Annotated in this window: 20 protein-coding genes; 12 read left to right on the forward strand and 8 right to left on the reverse strand. The window is 45.9% G+C overall.

Annotated elements, in window-relative coordinates:
- The 8 genes from AC6I8U_RS01245 to AC6I8U_RS01280 all read left to right on the forward strand — a co-directional run bounded on the left by AC6I8U_RS01245 (window position 1) and on the right by AC6I8U_RS01280 (window position 9,944).
- Window positions 1-1,209 carry a glycosyltransferase family protein gene (locus AC6I8U_RS01245; RefSeq protein WP_498017541.1) on the forward strand — a complete coding sequence of 403 codons (1,209 nt, stop codon included), beginning with the start codon at window positions 1-3 and terminating at the stop codon, window positions 1,207-1,209.
- Window positions 1,209-2,687, forward strand: coding sequence for a murein biosynthesis integral membrane protein MurJ (gene murJ / locus AC6I8U_RS01250; protein WP_498017542.1), 1,479 nt, complete (start codon window positions 1,209-1,211; stop codon window positions 2,685-2,687). The genes AC6I8U_RS01245 and murJ overlap by 1 nt, the downstream gene beginning before the upstream one ends.
- A 7-nt stretch (window positions 2,688-2,694) precedes the next feature.
- Window positions 2,695-3,507, forward strand: coding sequence for an aldolase/citrate lyase family protein (locus tag AC6I8U_RS01255; RefSeq protein ID WP_498017543.1), 813 nt, complete (start codon window positions 2,695-2,697; stop codon window positions 3,505-3,507).
- Window positions 3,507-4,061 (forward strand): sugar transferase, encoded by a 555-nt coding sequence (locus tag AC6I8U_RS01260; RefSeq protein ID WP_498017544.1) that lies wholly within the window; start codon window positions 3,507-3,509, stop codon window positions 4,059-4,061. Before AC6I8U_RS01255 ends, AC6I8U_RS01260 begins: the two co-directional genes overlap by 1 nt.
- 1 nt (window position 4,062) lies before the next feature.
- On the forward strand, window positions 4,063-5,832 hold the full coding sequence (asnB, locus tag AC6I8U_RS01265) for an asparagine synthase (glutamine-hydrolyzing) (protein WP_498017545.1): 1,770 nt from the start codon (window positions 4,063-4,065) through the stop codon (window positions 5,830-5,832).
- A 4-nt stretch (window positions 5,833-5,836) separates the two neighbouring features.
- Window positions 5,837-6,574, forward strand: coding sequence for a hypothetical protein (locus AC6I8U_RS01270; RefSeq protein ID WP_498017546.1), 738 nt, complete (start codon window positions 5,837-5,839; stop codon window positions 6,572-6,574).
- A gap of 281 nt (window positions 6,575-6,855) precedes the next feature.
- Entirely contained in the window at window positions 6,856-8,778 is a 1,923-nt protein-coding gene (locus AC6I8U_RS01275; protein ID WP_498017547.1) for a nucleoside-diphosphate sugar epimerase/dehydratase, read from the forward strand.
- Window positions 8,778-9,944 (forward strand): nucleotide sugar dehydrogenase, encoded by a 1,167-nt coding sequence (locus AC6I8U_RS01280; protein ID WP_498017548.1) that lies wholly within the window; start codon window positions 8,778-8,780, stop codon window positions 9,942-9,944. Before AC6I8U_RS01275 ends, AC6I8U_RS01280 begins: the two co-directional genes overlap by 1 nt.
- A 108-nt stretch (window positions 9,945-10,052) precedes the next feature.
- Here AC6I8U_RS01280 and rraA read toward each other — a convergent pair whose 3' ends face one another.
- The gene (rraA, locus tag AC6I8U_RS01285; protein ID WP_498017549.1) at window positions 10,053-10,568 is read right to left on the reverse strand and encodes a ribonuclease E activity regulator RraA; all 516 of its coding nucleotides are present in this window, start codon (window positions 10,566-10,568) and stop codon (window positions 10,053-10,055) included.
- 79 nt (window positions 10,569-10,647) lie between these two features.
- Complete coding sequence (locus AC6I8U_RS01290) at window positions 10,648-11,565, reverse strand: 1,4-dihydroxy-2-naphthoate polyprenyltransferase (RefSeq protein ID WP_498017550.1); 918 nt, start codon at window positions 11,563-11,565, stop codon at window positions 10,648-10,650.
- 194 nt (window positions 11,566-11,759) lie between these two features.
- Here AC6I8U_RS01290 and AC6I8U_RS01295 point away from each other — a divergent pair, with 194 nt between their 5' ends.
- Complete coding sequence (locus AC6I8U_RS01295) at window positions 11,760-12,050, forward strand: GIY-YIG nuclease family protein (protein ID WP_498017551.1); 291 nt, start codon at window positions 11,760-11,762, stop codon at window positions 12,048-12,050.
- Between the two features lie 1,463 nt (window positions 12,051-13,513).
- Here AC6I8U_RS01295 and hslU read toward each other — a convergent pair.
- The 5 genes from hslU to priA form a co-directional block, all read right to left on the reverse strand.
- Window positions 13,514-14,848 carry an ATP-dependent protease ATPase subunit HslU gene (gene hslU / locus AC6I8U_RS01300; protein WP_252012695.1) on the reverse strand — a complete coding sequence of 445 codons (1,335 nt, stop codon included), beginning with the start codon at window positions 14,846-14,848 and terminating at the stop codon, window positions 13,514-13,516.
- A 213-nt stretch (window positions 14,849-15,061) separates the two neighbouring features.
- Window positions 15,062-15,604, reverse strand: coding sequence for an ATP-dependent protease subunit HslV (gene hslV, locus AC6I8U_RS01305; RefSeq protein ID WP_252012694.1), 543 nt, complete (start codon window positions 15,602-15,604; stop codon window positions 15,062-15,064).
- A gap of 374 nt (window positions 15,605-15,978) precedes the next feature.
- A complete protein-coding gene (locus AC6I8U_RS01310) occupies window positions 15,979-16,524 on the reverse strand; it encodes an SPOR domain-containing protein (RefSeq protein WP_498017552.1) in 546 nt (181 codons plus the stop codon).
- An 81-nt stretch (window positions 16,525-16,605) separates the two neighbouring features.
- A complete protein-coding gene (cytR, locus tag AC6I8U_RS01315; protein ID WP_234495057.1) occupies window positions 16,606-17,613 on the reverse strand; it encodes a DNA-binding transcriptional regulator CytR in 1,008 nt (335 codons plus the stop codon).
- 270 nt (window positions 17,614-17,883) lie between these two features.
- Window positions 17,884-20,085 (reverse strand): primosomal protein N', encoded by a 2,202-nt coding sequence (gene priA / locus AC6I8U_RS01320; protein ID WP_498017553.1) that lies wholly within the window; start codon window positions 20,083-20,085, stop codon window positions 17,884-17,886.
- A gap of 283 nt (window positions 20,086-20,368) precedes the next feature.
- Between priA and rpmE the strand changes: the two genes are divergently transcribed.
- Window positions 20,369-20,587 (forward strand): 50S ribosomal protein L31, encoded by a 219-nt coding sequence (gene rpmE / locus AC6I8U_RS01325; RefSeq protein ID WP_006071169.1) that lies wholly within the window; start codon window positions 20,369-20,371, stop codon window positions 20,585-20,587.
- A gap of 328 nt (window positions 20,588-20,915) precedes the next feature.
- Entirely contained in the window at window positions 20,916-22,175 is a 1,260-nt protein-coding gene (locus tag AC6I8U_RS01330) for a malic enzyme-like NAD(P)-binding protein (RefSeq protein WP_042477146.1), read from the forward strand.
- A gap of 267 nt (window positions 22,176-22,442) precedes the next feature.
- Here the strand turns inward: AC6I8U_RS01330 and metJ are convergent, their stop codons facing one another.
- Window positions 22,443-22,763, reverse strand: a complete 321-nt coding sequence (gene metJ / locus AC6I8U_RS01335) for a met regulon transcriptional regulator MetJ (RefSeq protein ID WP_006071165.1) — start codon at window positions 22,761-22,763, stop codon at window positions 22,443-22,445.
- 271 nt (window positions 22,764-23,034) lie between these two features.
- Between metJ and AC6I8U_RS01340 the strand changes: the two genes are divergently transcribed.
- Window positions 23,035-24,204 carry an O-succinylhomoserine (thiol)-lyase gene (locus AC6I8U_RS01340; protein ID WP_498017554.1) on the forward strand — a complete coding sequence of 390 codons (1,170 nt, stop codon included), beginning with the start codon at window positions 23,035-23,037 and terminating at the stop codon, window positions 24,202-24,204.
- Window positions 24,205-24,207 lie beyond the last annotated feature (3 nt).

The following is a 24,207-nucleotide window of genomic DNA, read 5'->3' on the forward strand; positions in this document are numbered from 1 at the left end:
TTGAAGAAACAAATACTGATGGTCTGCTACGGTGGTGGGCATGTCACGATTGTTGAGTCGCTTTACCAAAGACTTAAGCAAGACTATGCAGTGACTATATTGGCATTGACTATGGCTGCTCCTTATTTGAAAAGTAGAAATGTACCTTATGTTACGTTCAGCGATTTTAAGCATCTGTACGACCCTGCTGTTGAAAAGTATGGAAAAAAACTTGCTAGGGGCATTGCTTCAAATGGTCCGGTAAGTCTCGAGGACAGTATTTTTTACATGGGATGCTCTTTTTTTGATCTAGTTGAAACATGCGGTGAGCAACAAGCGGATGCTCTTTTTCAGAAACAAGGTAGGGCGGTGTTTTACCCTGAAGGTACACTTGAGCGCATTATTGCGGCTCTAGAGCCCGATATTGTTGTTACTACTAATGCCCCTAGAGCGGAGAGAGCCGCGCTATCCGCTGCGAAAAAACACTCTATTCCATCGCTATGCATTAATGATGGTATCTGGATTGAAGGTGGAACTTCTGGTGTGCTTGATGTTGCGAATGATGGTCTAGCTGATACCATCTGTGTGCTCTCAGAGCCTGTTAGACAGAGTATCATTAGTCGAACTACGAACCCAAACGCTCAGATTGTTGTTACAGGTACCCCAGTATTCGACGGTGTAAAGCAAACTCAACGCCAACCTGACGGTTCGAAGACGCGAATTTTATTCGCTGACTGTCACTTGCCTGCAAGTTTACCTCAATATCCAGGCTTTGAAGCTGACGGTAGTTTTGGGGATAGAGTACGTAAAGAACTGAATGAACTCGCAGAAAAGCATTTGTGGGAAGTCTATTTTAGACCTCATCCAAATCAAGACGTCGATTACTCCTTATATCCAAACATTAAGGTTTCAGACAGAAATGATCCATTGCATGATCGATTAGCTCATAGTGATGTGGTCGTCACCAACATAAGTACCGTGGGCTTAGAAGGCAGGGCTATGGGGCTTGGTTTAGTGAGTCTTGAGGGTACAGTTTACAATCAGTTTAACTCGTATTTTAACCTTGGCATGTCTAGCCCTGTGTTTGACGAAGAGGACTTGTATCCAGCTATAATCAATGAGCTGGATAAACTGAGCGATGATTTTGTTCTCTATGACGGTGTTGCTGTGAATAACATTTCTGATGAAATTGAAAAGCTGTTGTTTTCCTCGCTAGCCGATACTAAATAATGAACGTTAAAAACATCGCATTAAGTGCAGCTATTGTCTCTTTCGGGCTTCTGATCGGTCGAATCAGCGGCTTTTTCAGAGAAATAGTCATAGCCAATGCCTATGGAGCGACCGAGCGCAGTGACTTCATCGTTATTTTGCTCACGACACCAGATTTTTTGGTGAGCTTATTGATGGGCGGCGCCTTAAGTATGGCGCTTATCCCAGAGTTCAAGCGCCTAGAGCAGTCTAGTGCGAAAGCGCTGTTTCAGCAGGTCAGTTCCATCATGCTTCTGCTTGGTTGCGTGCTAGTTGCCGTGGGGTATCTGTTTAAGGGGGAATTGCTAGGCTCATTAGCGCTTGGTATGGACAATAATTTTGTCGAACATAATCAAGGTATGTTCTTTTTAAGCTTGTTGGCGTTACCGTTTTCTTTAGCGACAGGAGCTTCTTTGGCTTACCTGAACGCGCAAGAGCGATTTACGGTGACCTCGCTTGGCACATTGATTGTTAATTTGACTATTATTGTCGCCATTGTTCTCACAGTCAGTCTTGGGGGAGGGTTTGCCTACATTGCGCTGAGTGTGGTTGCTGCTGCTTTGCTGCGCTGGCTATCTCAGGTGGTTTCAATTGGAAGTTTCCCTCTTTTCATCTCCCATCGAATGGAATGGCTCATTACTCCAGAGTTGGTAAAGCGCTATGCTTATGCCTTGTTTTCCGGGGGGATTATTTTTGCTCTTCCCGTTGTTGTCAGAACGGTAGCTTCGATAGAGGGAGAGGGGGCACTCTCTTTAGTCAACTACACGATCAAGCTAGTAGAATTGCCACTTATCGTATTATCGACGGCATTTAGTATCGTTTTACTACCAAAACTGTCGGGTGTCTATGCCGACGGTGACGAAGTACGATTCTTCAAGATGGCCTCAATTGTCGTTTGTTTGGTACTATTTATGTCGTTGTTAGTACTGATTCCATTGCGTGAGCATAGTGAACTGGCCGCTCAAGTTGTATATGGGTGGGGGGCGCTCAGAGAAGAGCAACTTGTAAGCATAGGTCGCTATTTGTCACTCTATGCATGGTGTCTACCTTTTCAGTGTATAAACGGGATATTGTTAGCGATTTATTCTGCGAGAAGAGATACGAAAACGCCATTCTTGATTACAACGTTGCTAGGTGGGGGCTTCTTTGGCTTTTTACTACTCTATCAACCGAGTATTTCGCAGCTGCTGTATAGCTTGGTGTCATTTTACGCAGCGATGACCTTGAGCCTTATCGGGATGATAAAAAGAAAACATCAATATTGGTTGTTTTCCGGTATTTCGAAACTGACTGTTGCCGGCTTAGGTGTCTTAGCGCTGGTTTACGTGTCAGTTTTGGCGAGCAAAAGCTGGGTGCTGAGCTTTGCGCCTTTGGTGAGTGTGACATTAGTAGGCGTGTCAATAGGCCTCATCATGGTGAGCGTACTCTTGTTGATTAAACGAAGAATGAGTAAGTGGTAGAGATAAAATGAAGTTGATGTTTATCACCAATAAGGTGGATATTGCACGCTTTGCCGTTGATTGTCAGATTGAGCGTATTTTCGTTGATCTTGAGATAATGGGTAAGTTTGAGCGTCAAGGGCATTTAGATACGGTTATTAGCCAACATTCCATGAAAGACGTGGGTGATATCCGACATGCTGTTCCAGAAGTCGAACTGTTAGTCCGTATTAACCCTCTGCACGATGGGACCTCTACGGAGGTGGATAACGCAATTGATAATGGCGCTGATATTATTATGCTTCCGATGTTTGAAACCGCAGCAGACATTGATGCAGTTGGTAGAATGATCGATGGCAGAGCAAGGTTTATTCCCCTAATTGAAACGAAAGCCGCAGCTGAGAACCTAGCCGATTACGTCGAGAGCCCGTATTTTGATGAGTGCTACATTGGATTAAATGATCTCCATAGGCAGCTCGATATGACGTTTATGTTTGAGCTTCTATCGTCAGGGTATGTTGAAAAGTTGACCAGTAGAATAAGAGGCGCTGGTAAGAAGTTTGGTTTTGGGGGAATTGCTCGAATTGGTGAGGGGACGTTACCTGCGCGATTAGTGTTGGCGGAGCACGTCAGACTGGGCTCTTCTGCAGTGATTTTGTCTCGAGCGTTTCATCAGCGCTCTCAGACGCTTGCCGAGCTACAATCTAAAGTTGAGCTTCGGAGCGAAGTTGAGAAATTGTATCGGGAGCTTGACTCTTTGGAAAAGAGAAATCAGCAAGAAATTGAGAGTGACCGCCAAGCTCTAGTTAGTATTGTGGAACAGATAGCGAAAGAGATGTGATGAAGAAAGTGTTTGATGTTTTCGTGTCAGTCATGGTTTTGCTGTGTTTGTCACCTGTCCTTGTCGTAGTGGCAGTGCTCATCATGATAGATGACCCTGGTACGCCATTCTTCCGTCAAAAACGTGTGGGTATCAACGGAAAAACGTTTGGTATGTATAAGTTTCGCAGTATGAAGCTCAATGCTTCTGAAACAGGGCCTTACTACACACAAGCTAATGACCCAAGAATCACGAAGGTTGGCCGTTTTATTCGTCGTACGAGTATCGACGAGCTACCGCAACTATTAAATGTGTTGTTTGGCGACATGAGCATTGTCGGTCCTAGACCTGACGTTCCGGTACAAGAGCAAAATTACACACAAGAACAGTGGAAAATGCGTACGAGTGTAAAACCCGGAATCACTGGGCTTGCACAAGCAACAGTTCGTTCCGATGCGACCCATGAACAGCGCACTCTATTAGACTTACAATATGTGCGTGAACATAGCTTCATGCTAGATATGAAAATAATCTTGATGACGGTGCAACAGATCATCAAAAAAGGCGGCAACTGATATGTGTGGAATTTTTGGTTACTTCGATTTTTCGAATCGCTCAATTGATGACGCTAGAGTCAAAGCGATGGGAGATGTGATTTATTATCGTGGTCCAGATGGAATGGGCTATTATCACGCTGATGGGCGAGCTCTCGGCAATCAGCGCCTAGCCATATTAGACATTGCGCACGGGCAGCAGCCTTTTTACTCTGAAGACCAACAAGTTATCGTCGTTCAAAACGGTGAGATCTTTAACCACGTTGAGCTTGCAAAAGAACTAGAGGGTACGAAGTTCGCCTGTAAGACAACCTGTGATACTGAGGTAATTCTTCAGCTCTATCTAAAATACGGTATCGACTTTATACCTATGCTAAATGGTATGTTTGCTATCAGTATTTATGACAAACGTATCGACAAGATGTTTCTGATTCGAGATCGAGTCGGGGAGAAGCCATTCTATTACCACCAAGATGAAGGACGGCTTACGTTTGGCTCTGAAATTAAGTCTATTTTAGAGGTTGGAGTTGAACGCCAACTCAACCACCAAGCGCTAGATAGCTTTATCTCATACAACTATGTGGTGCCACCATTGACGATGTTTAAAGGTGTATTCCATGTAATGCCGGGAACGTACCTTACGGTATCAAATGGACATGTTGACGAGACTGTATGGTGGGACTTAGCGGCAGTGCAACCAGAAGTTAAGTCAGAATCCAAATGGATTGAGCAACTTAACACCACAATTGATGATGCGACAAAAATACGCCTTAGAGCCGATGTTCCCTTCGGCGCGTTCTTATCGGGTGGTGTCGATTCTAGTACTGTAGTTGGCTTTATGAGTCAGAATCTTGCTCGCCCTGTAAAAACGTTTTCTATAGGATTCCATGATAAAAAATATGATGAATCCCCTTTTGCGCAGATGGCTGCTGATAGGTTTGGTACTGAGCATGTCTGTGAAAAGGTAGAGGCCAATCTTCTCGGTTTGTGGAGTAAAGCGACTTATCATTGTGACCAGCCGCATGGCGATGTTTCGTTTATGCCAACTTATAAAGTGGCGGAACTTGCCTCACAGCAAGTCAAAATGGTTCTAACGGGTGATGGTGCAGATGAACTGTTTGCTGGTTACGATAAGTACAAGCATTTTTTCGCACAGGATTTGAACGGTCTCAATGATAGTGAGTTCCAGATAAAGTATCTGGAGAGTATTTCTTTATTTCAGCAAGGACAGAAGACAGAGCTATACAGCGACGCAATGAAGCAAGCTGTTACCGGTTTTGACAGTCATGAATATGCTGTTGAGTTGTTTGCCAGTGTAAAGCATCACGACAGAATTAATCAGGCGCTTTATGTGGATACAAAGCTTCTATTGTCAGGAAACAACCTAGTAAAACCTGATCGCATGGGGATGGCTGTATCTATTGAGAATCGCGCTCCTTTCTTAGATTTTCGAATGATCGAGCTCGCATTCTCTATTCCTGGTCCCCTAAAGCTCAATGACGGAGAAACAAAGTACATTTTCAAAAAATCTGTTTCTAGTTTAATCGGTGAAGAATTAGCGTACAGAAAGAAGCAAATGTTTACAGTGCCTATTGGTAATTGGCTGAAACACGAGCTAAAAGATATGGTTAATGACTTATTGTTCAGTGACAAAGCGCGCTCAAGAGGGTTGTTTGACGAAGAGTACGTGAGCTGGCTGTATGAAAAGCACTGTTCAGGTGAAGAGAACCATACGCGAGAAATACGCGCACTTATGGCCGTAGAGCTTTGGTTCAGAGAGTTCTTAGATTAATTGCATGAGTAGTAAAGATTTTCCAATAAGCAGCACGGAGAAGGCTGCAGTCGTTTTGTGTCTTTTGGGGGGGCTGGCTCTTGGTGATTATTCGATGCCAGCACAAGTAAAAGATTTTATATTTAACTTCAATGAAGCTTGGTCTGGCGGGGAGATGTACTATCACGTCCATGTCATCCGCTTCTTAATGTTGCTGCCACAAGTTATTCTGAGTTGGGTCACTGGGCTAAACTACGATTTAGCGTTTTATTTATCCGTGCCCATACTACTTCTGGGTTTGTTCAAGTATTTGAGGGAATGTGCCATTCATTTGCTTGGTCGGTTTGAAAAATATTATGCGTTGCTCTGGCTTACTATCGGTTTTTTGGTTATCCATGCTAATGGTCGCGTTTTGTATGCCTTCATTGCTATAACCCTGCTCCTAAAGGTGACGTACGAGATGGTGGAAGGGAGACCAATTAAGAGCATCGATATTATTGCGTCACTCTTCCTATCTAGTATTAGCAGCGGTGTCAGTATTATTGTTTTCACCTGCTTTATATCTAATCTGCTTTTCATCAAGTCTAATAACACTAGCTTCAAGAAGAATAGTCAAAAAGTAAAGCGGTGCCTTTGCGCGTTCATTCCAATTTTAGCAATATGGTTAATCAAGAACCTATTGTACTTTTTTGAAGATACTTCTTTCTGGGAGGGAGTGGAAAAACTTCTCTCTCACGGCTGTTTAAGCTTAGTCCGACAATGATTATCGTGGCGTTTGCTGCTATGTTGATTGCCATATGTGTACTTTTGAAACATAAAAGCTTGGTGCTCAATACGCTATCACTATGCCCTCCGTTGTTGCGTTATACTGCGCTTATCGGCTTCTTATTTATGGCCGGGGGACTCTTTGGCATTCTAACGATGTTATCGGCGATTCCCGTTTACCTTCTTGGGTTAATGTGGGTAATAGATAATTCGATGCGTGGGAAGCTCAAGCTTAGTTGAGCTGAGTTTTTAATATGATTTACTTAGGTTGATGTTCTTATGCTGCCTCCTTTTACTGTGACCAGACGGTTGAAAGATACCTTTTTGTTCCTTTCTGATTTGGTTTTAGTCAATGTTGCTTTCTGGTTAGCACTGTACACCAGATTCTATCAATTAGAGTTTTTGATGGATCACGACGCCTACATATTGACGTCATTGGTTATAAGTGTGGTTTTCATTGTTACTGGAGCGGTGATTGGTACTTATCAACAGATAATGCGACTTTCCTTCGAAAACCTGCTCAAAATGCACTTTATAGCAATTTTAGTGACTGCTTTCGCAATGGTTGCTTATACCTATTTTAACAAAATCATGTTGCCTAGGACGGTTCCGATTCTGTTCTTTGCTTTCTCTCTGATTTTTCTTATTTTTTCTCGTTTTATTGCCGCATACTTTATTGCTCTATTCCAGAGAGATGACAGGCAGAGTGTTATCGTTTATGGGGCAGGGTTAGCTGGGCGGCAACTTATAAGTATGCTCCAGAAAGGTCATACTTATAATGTGAAAGCTATTATCGATGATGACAAAAAGCTACACAAACGATCTATGCTTGGTGTTAGAGTCTATGGACGCAGTGCAATGACGTCGTTAATCGAGCGCCAAAAAGTGAGTAAAATCATCTTTGCTATTCCATCGATATCAAAGGGAAAACGAAAGGAAGTATTCTCTTTTTTATCTCAGTTTGATATCAATGTGCTCTCTATTCCTAACTTTGATGATTTGGTTAATGGTGTCGTCACTATCGACAGTCTAAAAGAAGTCAGTGTAGATGATCTGTTGGGACGAGATAAAGTTATGCCTAACAAGGCATTGCTCGAGCGCAATATCAAGGGACAGGCCGTCATGGTTACTGGGGCTGGGGGATCAATTGGGTCGGAGCTTTGTCGGCAAATAGTAAAGTTCAAGCCAAGTACTATTGTTCTGTTTGAAGCTAGCGAGTTTTCTCTATATAAAATTGATAGGGAGCTTAGGCAGCTAAACTTGGAGCCTTCTATCAATATCGTTCCTCTGCTCGGTAATGTGCAAAATCAACAACGATTGGTGCAAACCATGCGCTCTTTTGCTATCAATACCGTCTATCATGCAGCGGCATACAAGCATGTTCCTCTTGTGGAATATAATGTGGTTGAAGCTGTTCAGAACAACGTGTTCGGAACGTATTACACGGCTTGTGCTGCTATTGAAGCGGGCGTGGATGCGTTTGTGCTCATTTCAACAGATAAAGCGGTTCGCCCAACAAATGTGATGGGTACGACAAAGCGTTTAGCCGAGCTTGGTTTGCAGGCATTAGCCAAAGGCTATCAAGTTGAACACTCTACGATGCTTTCGATGGTAAGATTCGGTAATGTACTGGGCTCTTCCGGTTCGGTGATCCCGTTATTCAAGGCGCAAATAGCAAAAGGTGGTCCGGTTACAGTTACGCACAAAGACATCATTCGCTACTTTATGACAATTCCTGAGGCTGCTCAGCTAGTCATTCAAGCTGGTGCTATGGCAAAGGGAGGTGATGTATTTGTGTTAGACATGGGTGAGCCTGTACGTATTGCAGATCTTGCGAAGAACCTCATCCATTTATCAGGTTTAGAGGTCAAAGGTGACCATAACCCTGAGGGCGATATTGAAATTCTCTATACTGGACTTAGACCGGGTGAGAAGCTGTTTGAGGAGCTGCTTATCGGAGATAGTGTGACTCAAACGTCACATTCGCGAATCATGACAGCACAAGAATTATCAATGAGTGAGTCTGAGTACAGTGAGCTCTTAGACTTACTTATGCAAGCTTCGAATGACTATGACTTGCAACGACTGCGTGAGCTTATGCTCTCTGCTCCCACAGGCTTTATTCCGACTGATGGTATCGGGGATTTGGTTTGGCAGCAGGAACAATCAATTCAATCACAAATTAACTGTAAGACGGAATAATGAAAATAGCGGTTGCTGGAACAGGCTATGTAGGCCTATCAAATGCGATGTTACTGGCTCAGAATCATGAGGTAGTGGCGGTTGATATTAATGCTGAGAAAGTTGAGATGCTATGCAATGGGCAATCGCCGATTGTTGATGCTGAGATTGAGGCATTTCTAAAGCGTGACGATCTGAACTTCACTGCGACGCTGGATAAAGCGCTAGCGTACTCTGGTGCAGAGTATGTAATTGTTGCGACGCCAACAGACTATGACCCGCAAACCAATTACTTCAATACTGGCTCTGTAGAGGCGGTGATTAAAGATGTCTTGGCGGTAAACAAAGATGCTGTGATCGTTATTAAATCGACGATTCCTGTGGGTTATACATCTCGCGTTCGTGAAGAGCTGGGCACAGAGAATGTCTTTTTCTCGCCAGAGTTTCTGCGTGAGGGCAGCGCGCTCTACGATAACCTCAACCCTTCTCGCATCATCATTGGCGAGCGCAGTGAGCGAGCTAAAGTGTTTGCAGACATGCTGGTGGAAGGTGCGCAGAAAGAAGAGATTGATGTGCTGTTCACTGACTCCACTGAGGCCGAAGCGGTGAAGCTATTCTCAAACACGTATCTGGCGATGCGTGTGGCCTACTTTAACGAGTTAGACTCTTATGCTGAAGCCTTGGGTCTGGATACGCGTCAAATCATCGAAGGCGTCGCGCTTGACCCACGAATTGGTGGTCACTACTGTAACCCTTCGTTTGGCTACGGCGGCTACTGCTTACCGAAAGATACCAAGCAGCTTTTGGCGAACTACCAAGAGGTACCAAACAATATTATTGGTGCTATCGTGGATGCGAACCGCACTCGTAAGGATTTCATTGCTGAATCGATCCTAAAGCGCGAGCCGAAAGTTGTTGGTGTTTACCGTCTTATCATGAAGTCTGGTTCTGATAACTTCCGTGCTTCGAGCATTCAGGGCATTATGAAGCGCCTGAAAGCGAAAGGCATCGAAGTGATTGTGTATGAGCCTGTATTGAAAGAAGAGCACTTCTTCCATTCGCGCGTGGTTCGCGATGTGGATACGTTTAAACAGGAAGCGGATTTGATTATCTCGAACCGTATGTTGCCTGAACTCGAAGACGTAGCTGAAAAGGTTTATACGCGAGACCTGTTTGGTAACGATTAATCTCTGCTGGTTTAATAGCTGAAAGAGTTAATGTAAAAACGGGAGCCAAATGGCTCCCGTTTTTTATGGACTTCAATAAGTTGTTAATCGATGCGAGACAGAGGCTTGTTACTCTTCGATCTCATCAGACTCTTCATCGAAACTCACATCCAGAGGCTCTTGAGATAAGATGATGCCGGTATTGTCGGCATACACATAGTCTTCTGGTAGGAAGGTTACGCCACCAAAATTCACTGGCACATCGACTTCACCAACATCAGACTGAGCGGCGCCAACAGGAATAGAGGCGAGTGCTTGGATACCCAAATTCATATCTTCGAGCTCGTCTACTTCGCGTACGCAGCCGTAAACTACAATACCTTCCCATTCGTTGTCTTCCGCAAGCTGGGCTATCTCAGCGTCAATCAGCGCTTTTCGTAGCGAACCACCACCGTCGATAAGCAAAACGCGACCTACGCCATCTTGCTCTAGCATCTCGCGAATTACCCCGTTGTCTTCAAAACACTTTACCGAGGTAATTTGACCTGCAAACGAGGCTCTGCCGCCAAAGTTACTAAACATTGGTTCAACAACGTCTACTTGATCTAAGTAGATATCACATAGGGCTGAAGTACTGTATTCCATGGCGACTCTTCTATGCAGTTTACAAAAAGTATAAATCGAGTATATCGGGTGAATAGGTCAATGCAATGACAAGGCTCAATTAAGTGATCAGAGTTTGAGCTATAACCACTCCAGAAAACAGGATATTAGTAACTAATGAGCACTTCACCACGATAGGCATCATAGGGGCGATTTGCGCTGGTTGCGTTGTTTGCCATACGGCTTTGCCGTGTTTGAGTACGACCACAAGACTGAGCACAAATGGCAGGCTAATCCAAAGCGGTGACTGCTGAACCGATAGGTAAATAGCAAAAGCCGCTACCGCAGCCATAAGTAGAATAAAGTGATACAGCTTCGCTTTGTGCTCACCTAGTCGAACGGCGACGGTGCGTTTGCCACACGCGCTGTCATTTTCGATATCACGCATGTTGTTGACGTTGAGAACCGCAACCGCCAGCAGTCCGCAGCCAATTGCTGGTAAGAATAGCAAGGTATCGAGGTATCCAGTGTGCAGGAAATAGGTACCAGAGACGCCTAGTAAGCCAAAGAAGATAAAGACGGAGATATCGCCAAGACCAACGTAACCATAGGGCTTGTTACCTACGGTGTAGGCGATAGCCGCAGCGATGGCTAACACGCCCAGCCCAATAAAGGCGAGAATGTTCTGCAGTGACTCAAGGGCATGCAACACCAAAAATAGACCGGAAGCGATAGTCAGTACAACATTCAAAATAATCGCTTTTTTCATGTCTTGCTGCGTGACTTCACCAGACTGTATCGCACGCATTGGACCGAGACGGTTTTCGTTGTCGGTGCCTTTTACCGCATCACCATAATCGTTAGCGAGGTTGGACAAGATTTGCAACAGCGTGGCCGTGAGCAGGGCGAGCACTGCAACACTCCATGACATCTCTCCTTTGGAGAAGGCGAGGGCGCTACCTGTCACAATCGATACCAGCGCAAGTGGAAGCGTTTTAGGTCTGGCGGCGTCTAACCAGATTCGAAAAGATGAGTTCATGTGCGATTTTTAGTTTAACAGTTTGTTTTAGTATACGGGAAAAGCAGAACAGGCTAAACACGCGTGAACTATAAGGTCGTAGTATGAGATTAGTATGATATTGGGAAAGGCGTGAAGTGCGCCGTAAATCTAATTCCAGAAACACTTTAGCATGGATGTGTTTTAACCCAATCAAAAGGAAAAAAGGATTTAGTATGACAAAGCAACCATGCGTCTACATTACCACTTCAAAGGGTCGCGGCGTTATTTATATTGGAGTCACTTCAAACTTACAGCAACGTATGTGGAAGCACAGGCATGGCGTGACGGATGGATTTGTTAAAAAGTACAATGTCAGTTTGTTGGTTCACTACGAACTCTTTGATTCAATGGAAGATGCCATAGCACGCGAAAAACAGCTTAAACATTGGAATCGAGAATGGAAAAACGAACTAGTGACGAGTAACAATCCCTATTGGCGAGATTTGACAACAGATTTGTGGTAGCCGTTGTCAACTCCACCACGTTCGTTATCTTCACTACTCTTGTTATCTTCATATCTCCGTCACCCTCGCCATATTTCCTACCTACGCCATACTCCCTACCTACGTCATCTTCACGAAAGTGAAGATCTCCCAACGCGCGTGACTAACACGATAGTGACTCGATCCTAAAGTACTGTGGTGAGAGGGTCTGCGTACACGGCGTAGTCGGTGCGCGCTGTAAAAGATCCCCTTTTTCAAGGGGATGACGACCTATTTTTTCTTGTTTATATCATAAGTTCCATGAGCTTTATTCTCGCAGCCCTTCACTCGAACCTTAATCGCCGATTTCACCACCGTCACTATACTCAGCTACCTTGCTATCTTCGCCACTTTCGTCATCTTCACGAAAGTGAAGATCTCCCGACGCGCATGACTAACATAATAGTGACTCGATACTAAAGTACTGTGATAAAAGGGTCTGCGTACATGGCATAGACGGAGTGCGCTGTAAAAGATCCCCTTTTTCAAGGGGATGACGACCTATTTTTTCTTGTCTATATCATAAGTTCCATGAGCTTTATTTTCGCAGCCCTTCACTCGAACCTTAATCGCCGATTTTACCACCGTCACTATACTCAGCTACCTCGCTATCTTCGCCACACCCGTCATCTTCACGAAAGTGAAGATCTCCCAACGCGCGTGACTAACATAATAGTGACTCGATCCTAAAGTACTGTGATGAGAGGGTCTGCGTACACGGCGTAGTCGGAGTGCGCTGTAAAAGATCCCTTTTTCAAGGGGGATGACGACCTATTTTTCTTGTCTATATCATAAGTTCCATGAGCTTTATTTTCGCAGCCCTTCACTCGAACCTTAATCTCCGATTTCACCACCGTCACTATACTCAGCTACCTCGCTATCTTCGCCACTTTCGTCATCTTCACGAAAGTGAAGATCTCCCAACGCGCGTGACTAACATAATAGTGACTCGATCCTAAAGTACTGTGATGAGAGGGTCTGCGTACACGGCGTAGTCGGTGCGCGCTGTAAAAGATCCCCTTTTTCAAGGGGATGACGACCTATTTTTTCTTGTCTATATCATAAGTTCCATGAACTTTATTTTCGCAGCCATTCACTCGAACCTTAATCGCCGATTTCACCACCGTCACTATACTCAGCTACCTCGCTATCTTCGCCACTTTCGTCATCTTCACGAAAGTGAAGATCTCCCGGCGCGCGTGACTAACATAATAGTGACTCGATCCTAAAGTATTATGACTACAGGGTTCTGCGTACATGGCATAGACCGTACGCGCTTCAAAAGTTCATCTTTTTCAGGGGGATGACGGAAGTTTGATAAGTGAATAGTAGAAGGTGCTTAGACGACAATAGTAGAAATAGATTTTAGGATGAGTTCCAGTCTATATACTTGAATCGAAAACGGCGCTCGAAGAAAGCGCCGTTTAAAGTAAGCCTATAAACCACTACAAAATAAAGCGGCTCAAATCCTCATCTTCCACAAACTCACCAAGCTTAGACTTCACATAGCCAGAGTCGATCACCAGCTTAGAGCCAGGCTTGTCTGTTGCTTCAAATGAAATCTCATCCATTAGGCGTTCCATAACGGTATGTAGACGTCGAGCGCCGATGTTCTCGGTGGTTTCGTTAACTGTCCATGCTGCATCTGCGATCTGTTGGATGCCGTCGGTTGTGAACTCTACGTCCACTTCTTCGGTCTTCATCAGGGCAATGTACTGCTCCGTTAGCGACGCTTTTGGCTCAGTTAGGATGCGTTTGAAGTCATCGCTGCTTAGCGCTTCTAGCTCAACGCGGATCGGTAGACGACCTTGCAGCTCAGGAATAAGATCCGATGGTTTAGCCACTTGGAATGCACCAGATGTAATAAACAGAATGTGGTCTGTTTTCACCATGCCGTGCTTGGTAGAAACCGTGCTGCCCTCGATAAGAGGCAGTAAGTCACGCTGTACACCTTCACGAGACACATCAGGGCCAGACGCTTCGCCGCGCTTACAGATTTTGTCAATCTCATCGATAAACACGATGCCGTTGTTTTCAACGTTGTAGATCGCTTGTTCTTTTAGCTCTTCTTGGTTAACCAGCTTCGCCGCTTCTTCTTCTGTTAGCGCTTTGAATGCTTCTTTAATCTTTAGTTTGCGCTTCTTCTTAGTGTCGCCACCAAGGTTTTGGAACATGCTTTGCAGCTGATTGGTCATCTCTTCCATACCAGGAGGAGACATGATCTCCACACCCATCTGCGGAGCCGCAGTCTCGATGTCGATCTCTTTGTCGTCTAGCTTGCCTTCACGCAGTTTCTTACGGAAGATCTGACGTGTATTCGATGAAGTCTCTTCAGGTTGCTCGTTTTGACCCCAAGCATCACGCGCTGGTGGCAGTAGGGCATCAAGGATGCGCTCTTCAGCTTGCTCTTCTGCACGGAATTTTACTTTTTCCATCGCTTGCTGGTGGGTCATTTTGATCGCTACATCGGTAAGATCGCGGATGATGGTCTCCACTTCTTTACCCACGTAACCCACTTCAGTGAATTTGGTCGCTTCTACCTTGATAAACGGTGCATTGGCAAGTTTAGCTAGGCGGCGCGCAATCTCGGTTTTACCCACACCTGTTGGACCGATCATGAGGATGTTTTTTGGTGATACTTCGACACGCAAGCTCTCTTCAAGCTGCATGCGACGCCAGCGGTTACGCAGGGCAATAGCCACAGAGCGCTTTGCTTTGTCTTGGCCAATGATGTGGCGGTTTAACTCATGAACAATCTCGCGAGGAGTCATCTCAGACATAATCAATTCCTTACAAAACTTCTGACTTTAAATCTCGTCAGTTTGAAATTCGACTCATGACCTAGTTAGTTTCAGTGTCATGCTTAAAAGCACGTCATTCCTGTGAAGACAGGAATCTACTCAAAGGCTTGGTGCTTGCTAACAATAGATCCCCGCTTATGCAGGGATGACGTACTTCGTCAGCAGCCTGGGAAATTCTATTTTTAGTCGACGTTACTTGTTTTCTGAAGCGTCGCTATCGAGTTCTTCAATTGTGTGGTGATGGTTAGTGAAGACACATATATCACCAGCAATCTTTAGGGCTTTTTCTGCGATTTCACGTGCATCGAGCTCTGTGTTTTCAAGTAGTGCTGTCGCAGCCGCTTGTGCAAAGTTACCACCAGAGCCAATTGCAATTAGGTCATTCTCTGGCTGCACGACATCACCGTTACCAGTGATGATAAGCGAAGCGGTTTCATCGGCAACGGCCAATAGTGCTTCTAGCTTACGAAGTGCGCGGTCGCTGCGCCAATCTTTAGCAAGCTCAACCGCGGCTTTAGTCAGGTGACCTTGATGCATTTGCAGTTTGCTTTCAAAGCGCTCAAATAGAGTAAACGCGTCAGCGGTACCGCCAGCGAAGCCTGCTAATACTTGGTTGTTGTAGAGTCTACGAACCTTACGGGCATTCCCTTTCATTACGGTGTTGCCAAGGGATACTTGTCCATCACCAGCGATCACGACTTTGTTATTACGGCGTACAGATACAATAGTAGTCACGACGTTTGCCTCTTATTGGTTTTAATTCGGTTATGGAATGGATATGTGGACGCAAGGAATGGAATTCAAGGGAGGGAAGAGCGGGACTGGGGAAAAGATGGCTCTAGGCCCTAGGGAAGTGTTTAACTTAGGGGGCGAGAAAAATAGCCTCTACACGAAGCAAGAAATATCATCACATTATATCGTCATCTCCTTGAAAAAGGAGATCTCCCACAGCGCTTAGCAAACTCGATTGATTTGAGTGAGTCAAGCGCTTCAGGAGATCTTCACTTCCGTGAAGATGACGGAGTGGGCGTGAAGAAGCTGAGTGGGTGTGAAGATGCGGTGGTGAAGATAACGAAGCAATGGTGAACGTTATTGAGCCGCGGAGGAGCTTACTGCGCTTCTTTCCAAATAGCACAAGGTTCAATCTTAGCGCGCTGCAACTTATGCTTATCACGCTCGGCATCACGCTTTAGTTTGTATGGTCCAAGTACCACTCTAAACCAGCTGCTGCCTTCTTTTTTGCGGATCTGGCTAGAAATGCCCTGGAAGGCGATATCGAGCTTACGTGCCTCGGCTTGGGCCAAGGTTTTGTAAGCGCCACACTGCATGATGTATGGGATCTTAGAGACCACCTGCTCTTTAGCTTGTACCTCAACCTCGCGCTTTGGCAGCGTTTCGACGTAGTCCCATTTCTCTTCAGGAGGCGGTGGAATCGGCTTAGCTTGCTTTGGTTTCGGCTTAGCGGGCTTGGTGACTGTGGGTTGTGGCTTTGGTGGCTCTGGGTCATTACTGAGTATGTATAGCCCGTAGCCAAACGCGCCGGCTAAGATAATTGCCAGCAGACCACTGCGCCACGGTTTTTTACCGGAAGTCTTCTTTTTTGCAGGTCGGCGGCTGGTGCCTTTGCCCCGTCTTACATAGTCTCGGTTTGCCACTTAGATAGGTTCTGATTGAAATAACTTACTGACCTCATGGTAAATTCCACAAGGTCAAGTTGCAAGTCAGTATCGTGCTAACTACAGGATTCTTGGAGGAGCCGCACTGTCGCGGATCACAAGTTCTGTATCCAGAAGACGAGAGCCCGCTCTTACATCGGCGCCTTTTAGCACTTCGAGCATCATGTACATAGCCTGTCGCCCAATCTCATAGCGAGGCTGTGAGACCGTCGTTAGCGGTGGATCGCAGTACTGAGCAAATTGGATATCATCGAAGCCGACGACCGAGAGGTCTTGAGGCACACGCAGCCCTAATTTCTTCGCTTCTTGCATAGCACCAATCGCCATCACATCATTGTGACAGAATATTGCGGTTGGTGGCTCTGGCAGTGCCAAAAGGGTTCGAACAAGTCTAGCACCTGCTTCAAAGGTGAAATCACCCTTCACGGTGTACGCTGGGTTCATTGGCAGGCCGGCACGGCGCAGCGCTTGCTGGTAGCCTTGCTGTCTAAAGCGGCATAAGAACGCTGAGTCTGGACCGGCAATTTGAGCGATTCGCTTATGCCCAAGGTTTGAGAGATAGTTCACCGCTTCAAACGCAGAGGTCAGGTTATCAATGTGAACGGTTGGCAGCTCAAGCTCAGGCGCAAACTCACACGCCATGACGATTGGTGGCAGGTTCTTTTGCTCTGGCTTACTGATGTCGAAAGGAAGATCCGTTCCTAACAGCAACATACCATCAGCTTGTTTGGTGAATACGAGGTTCACAAACGAGGTTTCACGTTTTTTCGACTGACCGCTGTCCCCCAGTAATACGAGATAGCCATGCTCCATAGCGGCATCTTCAATACCACGAATGATCTCGGAGAAATATGGGTCACAGATGTCAGGTACAATCGTCACAATGGTTTTAGATTCATTTCTGCGAAGATTGCGTGCGAGTGAATTTGGAGAATAGCCAGCTTCTAAAACCGCATCTTCAACTCGCTTTCGAGTAGACGATGAGACTTTTTCTGGGTTCATCAGAGCTCTTGATACCGTAGCCGTAGAGACGCCTGCAAGCTGGGCAACATCCTTCATTGTCGCCATAAACGTTTGTCCTCTTTTAAATGTCTAGACCTATCGAATAACTATTATTATTTAGTGCTATGTTTCGCGATGGGTTATTGCTGTGTTAAATGTTTAATTTATCTAATAAATAGATTTTCAAAATCCGTTTTTATAATCATGAACTAATAATAAATATTATTCATTTATCGAATGAAAGTTACGGTCTGATTAACAGATTTTGCAATACAATTGTGAAGCATATCACAACTCGCGGCGGTTATCGTTTTGTTATTAATCAAATTTTACTGATTAACTTAAATCTTGTGGCTCGATATCCAACGACCAGCGTACCTTTTTCGCGAGCGGTAATTGCGCGATAACCGGCTTGGCTGCGGTGATGATTTTTTGCATCTGTGGTCTTGAGGGCACTTGAAGCATGAGTTGCCAGCGCGCTTTTCCTGCGCGTTTGGCTATTGGTGCTGGGGTCGGTCCTAGTACCATACAAGCGCTATCAAACAGTGGATGAGCTTCTAATGAATAGCGGACCTGACGCAAGAAGGTCTCAACATCATTGCTGTTATTGGCCTCGGCGCGAACTAAGGTTAAGAAGCTAAACGGAGGCAGCTGTGCCAGTTTACGCTCTTCAATCACGGTCTCGGCAAAATGGCGATAGTCTTTATGAAGTAGGCTTTGCAGCAGTGGGTGCTCTGGGTGGTGCGTTTGCAGCAGCACTTCTCCGGGCTTGCTTGCGCGTCCGGCACGTCCAGCTACCTGAATAAATAGCTGCGCTAAACGTTCTGAAGCGCGAAAATCGCTGCTATAAAGAGACCCGTCTACGTCAAGCAGTGCGACTAATGTGACGTTAGGGAAATGGTGCCCTTTGGCCAGCATCTGGGTACCGATTAAGATCTGGTACTCATTGTTCTTGATGGCATTGAGCGCGGCTTCTAGGCTGCCTTTGCGTCTGGTGCTGTCTCGGTCAATACGAATGGTATTGTATTCGGGAAATAGGCTTTCTAGCTGAGCTTCAAGCTGCTCTGTACCTACACCGACGGTAACCAGTTGATGCGAGCCGCAGCCTTCACACTGATGAACGATAGGGCGCTGTGAGCCACAATGGTGGCAGCGGATCTCGTTACTCGACTGATGATAGGTGTAATAAGCGTCACAACGGTGACACTCTGCTGTCCAGCCACATTCGTGGCACATCAGGGCAGGGCTAAATCCACGGCGATTGAGGAACAGCATCACCTGGTTGCCTGCTTCTAAATGGCGGCGCAGCTCAGCAATCAGTGGCGCTGATAATCCAGCTTCCAGAAACTGACCTTTGACGTCAATGACCTTATTGGTCGTCGGCACCGCAAGGCCTGCTCGTTGGCTCAGTATTAAATGATGATACTTGCCCGCCAGTGCATTTTGCAGCGTTTCGATAGACGGCGTGGCAGAGCCAAGAATAATTGGGATCTGCTCTTTGTTAGCACGCATCACCGCGACGTCACGGGCATGGTAACGCAGACTGTCTTGCTGCTTGTATGAGGTATCGTGCTCCTCGTCGACAATAATAATGCCGAGGTCGGCAAATGGCGTGAGTAGCGCCGAGCGCGTACCGATAACAATACCCGCTACTTTGTCGCGTGCACTTAACCACGCGTTGAGTCGCTCAGTATCATTAAGACCAGAGTGGATAACCTCAATGGGCACATTAAAGCGTTTACGAAAGCGATTAATGGTTTGCGGCGTTAAGCCAATCTCCGGCACCAACACCAAAGCTTGCTGTCCGCGCTCCAGTATGGGCTTAATCATCTGCAGGTAGACTTCGGTCTTGCCTGAACCCGTGACCCCTTCAAGCAAGTAGCATCCAAACTCAGTCTGACTGTTGACCGACGCTATCGCCACGGCCTGTTCGGCATTTAAGCGAAGATCGATAGGATCGTTGCAGATCGCCTCTGGCCAATGAGTTTGCTGGGTTTGTCTCTCTATCGACGTGATCCAGCCTTTTTCTGTCAGTGTCTTGAGTACGCTAGTGCTGACGTCACTGTCGATAAACAGCTGATGCGAACACGGACCAGATTCCAACATATGCATGACTTTGGCTTGCTTCACCGCTCGCCCAAAGCCGGACATTAATTGAGTCTTGCCAGCTTCTGTGATCTGCCACTCCACGGTTGCGGCAAATTCAGCAGGCTTGCCTTTTCTAAGGGCTGCGGGTAGCGCGTTACTCAAGGTGTCGCCGAGTGGATGCTGGTAATAAAGGCTGCACCATGAGATAAGGTCAAAAAGAGGCTTAGACCAAACGGGAGCCGTATCTAACGCCGCCTTTATCGGCTTGAGTTTGTCTATCGGAAACTCAGACTCATGACTAAATTGCATCACAATACCGACGAGCGTTTTTGGTCCAAATGGTACAGACACGCGCCCGCCAACCACAGGAAAAAGGTGAGCAGGGACGAGGTAGTCAAACTGTTTATCAAGTGGGACGGGAAGAGCCACTCGAGCGACATTTGGGCGCATAGTTAGGTCGATATTGATAAAGAAGACGTCTATTCTAACGGTATGGGTCGCCTTGTATAGACTGGATAATCAATTTATCGGCTAAGGCTCACCGAAGGTGGCGAAAAAAGTCGCAATTTTAGTTGATTCCCTTGGCACTATTCATTACTATACTGCGCCTTGATGGCATGGCTTCTTGCTTTCATATTGAAATGCAAAGCGATGGTATCATCTATTTATTAACTACGTGTGGTGTCCGGCTTAGAATCGGATGGCGACACGGCCTAAATTATTGAGGTTTCCCATGAAAGCTGGTATCCACCCAGAATACAAAGCTGTAACAGCAACTTGCTCTTGCGGCAACACATTCGAATTCAACTCTACTCTAGGTAAAGATTCTATCCACCTAGACGTATGTGATAAGTGCCACCCATTCTACACTGGTAAGCAACGTATCGTTGATACTGGCGGCCGTGTTGATCGCTTCAACAAGCGTTTCGGTGCTCTATCTAGCAAGAAGTAATGATTACTTTTGCAGATTAAAAAAGGACGCTTCGGCGTCCTTTTTGCTTTTTAGCTGTTTGTTTACCTGTCAACATCCGCTTGCATAACGTGCTACCTATCTCTACTTTTTTCTTCGCTTCATCACTTCCATCCATTCAAAAGCCTAATAAACTCGCGTAGTATTAGTTCGTCAGAGTAATGAACATCAGAGATACCTCCTCTCCGTTCAAATGTCCCCACTCTGTGTGTGTAACCCTTTAGAAGCAACGCGAATAAAAATAAACGGGCTTATACTCATAATTACATCTAAGTAACTAATCAGTCTTATAAAAGCAGGATAGCTAACCATGTCCGATGACCATCAAATTGACGAATTTCGCCAGCAAGCGCTTGATTACCATGCCAACCCTGTACCTGGAAAAATCGAAGTAGCATTAACTAAACCCGCCAACTCAGCCGCTGATCTCGCACTGGCCTACAGCCCTGGTGTGGCAGAACCTGTACGTGAAATCGCGCAAAATGCCGAGAATGTTTATAAATACACTGCGAAAGGCAATATGGTTGCAGTGATCTCTAACGGTACCGCCATCCTAGGTCTTGGTAACCTAGGTCCAATGGCGTCTAAGCCAGTTATGGAAGGTAAAGCGTTACTGTTTAAACGCTTCGCGGGTCTAGATTCCATTGATATCGAAGTAAAACACCGCACTATCGATGAGTTCGTAGATACTGTTGCGAACATTTCAGACACCTTTGGTGGTATCAACCTAGAAGATATTAAAGCGCCAGACTGTTTTGAGATTGAACGACGCCTAATCGAACGTTGTGATGTGCCGGTATTCCACGATGACCAGCACGGCACGGCGATTGTTACTGCAGCAGGTATGCTCAACGCTATCGAGCTTCAGGGTAAAGATCTAAAAGAAACTACGATTGTCTGTCTAGGTGCAGGCGCGGCGGCGATCGCGTGTATGGAGCTGTTGATCAAATGTGGCGCGATGCGTGAGAAGATCTACATGCTGGATCGCAAAGGTGTGATCCACACTCGTCGTGACGATCTTAACGAATACAAAGAGCTGTTTGCCAACAACACAGATAAGCGCACGCTAGAAGATGTGATTGAAGGTGCGGACCTATTCCTAGGTGTATCCGGTCCTGATCTGTTGCCACCAGAAGCGCTTAAGCTGATGGCGGACAAGCCAATCGTATTTGCGTGTTCAAACCCAGATCCAGAAATCAAACCTGAGCTTGCTCATCAGGTTCGTGATGACCTAATTATGGGTACAGGTCGTTCAGACTACCCGAACCAGGTAAATAACGTGCTGTGTTTCCCGTTTATCTTCCGTGGCGCTCTTGATGTGCGTGCGAGTGAGATTAATGATGAGATGAAACTGGCAGCGGTAGAAGCGATTCGTGAGCTAGCGAAAGAGCCAGTACCACAAGACGTACTGAATGCCGCAGGTGTTGAGGCGTTGACCTTTGGTAAGGACTACATCATTCCAAAGCCAATGGACCCGCGTTTGCTTCCTCGTGTGGCTAAAGCGGTAGCGAAAGCAGCAGTTGAATCTGGTGTGGCGCGTATTGAGTTGCCTGATAGCTATATGGCTTAATAGTTCAACAGCTTATTGTTAGCTCTGCACTGTTTAGTTTCGCTGTTGCTCATCATCCAGTCTCATTTTCGTCATCCCCTTGAAAAAGGGGATCTTTCATAGCGAGTGACTCACACAAATTGAGCACCATACGCGCTGATAAAGATCCTCACTTTCGTGAGGATGACGAATGAAAAAGGATGACGAGAAGAGGTGCTAGTAATAGCACGAACTTAAAGTAATAAAAAAGACGGTATCAATACCGTCTTTTGTATTTCCGTTTAATACTTACTCTTCATCAAACGCTTCAAACTCAATCCCCATCGCCGTCATCAGCTCTTTCGCTTCTGTTGGGATATCATCAGGACGGTCTTTTCTTAAATCTTCGTCGGTCGGAAGCGGCTGGCCAGTGTACGCGTGCAGGAAAGCTTCGCACAATAGTTCACTGTTGGTTGCATGGCGTAGGTTATTGATTTGGCGACGAGTACGCTCATCGGTCAATACCTTTAGCACCTTCAGCGGGATAGACACTGTGATTTTTTTTACTTGCTCGCTTTTCTTACCGTGCTCCGCATATGGGCTAATGTATTCACCATTCCAATCTGCCATTACACACCTTCGCTCTGTTAATCATAAATAGTAATAATAAGAATGCTGCAATTTTAGCGGGATTTACTGCCATAAGCAAAGACATATAGACGTCTAGAAGTGTTGACGTCTCACATTTTGGAAAGTAAAGTGGGACAACGAATGTGGACATTTATTTTAATGCAATGTTAATTCTTTAACGTTTGTGGCGTTTGCCGGTTCCCATATTACCGGTAAAAGTAGACACTGTGGTTACACCAACTAGCCATGCGATCTGAGAAAGGAAGTTTCTATGAGCAATCGGAAGCCAGCGACAATAGCCGTACGTACTGGTATCGAATCGGATACCCAGCATCACGCTGTGGTGCCACCTATTTATCTCTCTACTAACTATGGTTTCCCTGCGTTTGGGGAAGTGCCGACTTACGATTACACCCGCTCAGGAAACCCAAACCGAGGTTTGTTGGAAACCGCTCTGTATGAGCTGGAATCCGGTAAAGGCGCGGTAGTGACTAACTGTGGTACTTCTGCACTCAACCTTTGGGTGTCTGCTTTCTTAGGTCCAGAAGACACGATTATTGCTCCCCATGACTGTTATGGCGGCACGTACCGCTTGTTCAACACGCGTGCGCAAAAAGGGGACTTCAAGGTTAACTTTGTCGACCAAAGTGACGAGCAAGCCTTCGATGCCGCGCTTGAGCAAAAGCCAAAACTGATCTTACTTGAAACGCCGTCTAATCCACTTGTGCGCGTTGTCGATATTGCCGCCGTGTGCGAAAAAGCGAAAAAGGTCGGTGCGCTGGTAGCGGTAGACAACACCTTTTTGACACCAGTGTACCAAAAGCCTCTCGAGCTTGGCGCAGACTTTGTGATTCACTCAACGACCAAATATATCAACGGTCACTCTGACGTGATTGGCGGTGTGGTGATCACTAAAACCGAAGAGCATGCTGAAGAGCTCGCATGGTGGGGCAACTGCATCGGTGCGACGGGCACGCCATTTGATAGCTACATGACGCTGCGTGGTATTCGTACCCTTGGCGCTCGCATGCGCATCCATGAAGAGAGCTCGCAACAGATCCTAGATTTTCTTAAGCCGCAACCATTGGTGAAAGTGATTTATCACCCAAGCCTGCCTGAGCACCCAGGTCATGAGATTGCCAAGAAGCAGCAATCTGGCTTTGGCTCTATGCTGAGCTTTGAGTTTGCTGGTAGCTTTGAGCAGCTTAAGTATTTTGTTGGTGAGCTAGAGCTATTCTCGCTCGCTGAGTCTCTTGGCGGCGTCGAAAGTCTGATTTGCCACCCTGCTTCTATGACGCATCGTGCGATGGGTGAAGAAGCGTTAGCCGAAGCGGGCGTTTCTCAGCAGCTACTTCGCCTTTCGGTTGGTCTAGAAGACGCGCAAGATCTGATTGATGACCTTGCCCAAGCGTTTGAGAAAGCATCTGCATTTAGAGGATAAGCC

Source organism: Vibrio sp. KUL80 (assembly GCF_059725495.1).

What these genes read in the sequence shown, in the direction of transcription:
- murJ (WP_498017542.1), top strand. Translation starts at nt 1,209, where the DNA reads ATGAACGTTAAAAACATCGCATTAAGTGCAGCTATTGTCTCTTTCGGG.
- AC6I8U_RS01255 (WP_498017543.1), top strand. Translation starts at nt 2,695, where the DNA reads ATGAAGTTGATGTTTATCACCAATAAGGTGGATATTGCACGCTTTGCC.
- AC6I8U_RS01260 (WP_498017544.1), top strand. Translation starts at nt 3,507, where the DNA reads ATGAAGAAAGTGTTTGATGTTTTCGTGTCAGTCATGGTTTTGCTGTGT.
- asnB (WP_498017545.1), top strand. Translation starts at nt 4,063, where the DNA reads ATGTGTGGAATTTTTGGTTACTTCGATTTTTCGAATCGCTCAATTGAT.
- AC6I8U_RS01270 (WP_498017546.1), top strand. Translation starts at nt 5,837, where the DNA reads ATGAGTAGTAAAGATTTTCCAATAAGCAGCACGGAGAAGGCTGCAGTC.
- AC6I8U_RS01275 (WP_498017547.1), top strand. Translation starts at nt 6,856, where the DNA reads ATGCTGCCTCCTTTTACTGTGACCAGACGGTTGAAAGATACCTTTTTG.
- AC6I8U_RS01280 (WP_498017548.1), top strand. Translation starts at nt 8,778, where the DNA reads ATGAAAATAGCGGTTGCTGGAACAGGCTATGTAGGCCTATCAAATGCG.
- rraA (WP_498017549.1), bottom strand. Translation starts at nt 10,568, where the DNA reads ATGGAATACAGTACTTCAGCCCTATGTGATATCTACTTAGATCAAGTA.
- AC6I8U_RS01290 (WP_498017550.1), bottom strand. Translation starts at nt 11,565, where the DNA reads ATGAACTCATCTTTTCGAATCTGGTTAGACGCCGCCAGACCTAAAACG.
- AC6I8U_RS01295 (WP_498017551.1), top strand. Translation starts at nt 11,760, where the DNA reads ATGACAAAGCAACCATGCGTCTACATTACCACTTCAAAGGGTCGCGGC.
- hslU (WP_252012695.1), bottom strand. Translation starts at nt 14,848, where the DNA reads ATGTCTGAGATGACTCCTCGCGAGATTGTTCATGAGTTAAACCGCCAC.
- cytR (WP_234495057.1), bottom strand. Translation starts at nt 17,613, where the DNA reads ATGGCGACAATGAAGGATGTTGCCCAGCTTGCAGGCGTCTCTACGGCT.
- priA (WP_498017553.1), bottom strand. Translation starts at nt 20,085, where the DNA reads ATGCGCCCAAATGTCGCTCGAGTGGCTCTTCCCGTCCCACTTGATAAA.
- rpmE (WP_006071169.1), top strand. Translation starts at nt 20,369, where the DNA reads ATGAAAGCTGGTATCCACCCAGAATACAAAGCTGTAACAGCAACTTGC.
- AC6I8U_RS01330 (WP_042477146.1), top strand. Translation starts at nt 20,916, where the DNA reads ATGTCCGATGACCATCAAATTGACGAATTTCGCCAGCAAGCGCTTGAT.
- metJ (WP_006071165.1), bottom strand. Translation starts at nt 22,763, where the DNA reads ATGGCAGATTGGAATGGTGAATACATTAGCCCATATGCGGAGCACGGT.
- AC6I8U_RS01340 (WP_498017554.1), top strand. Translation starts at nt 23,035, where the DNA reads ATGAGCAATCGGAAGCCAGCGACAATAGCCGTACGTACTGGTATCGAA.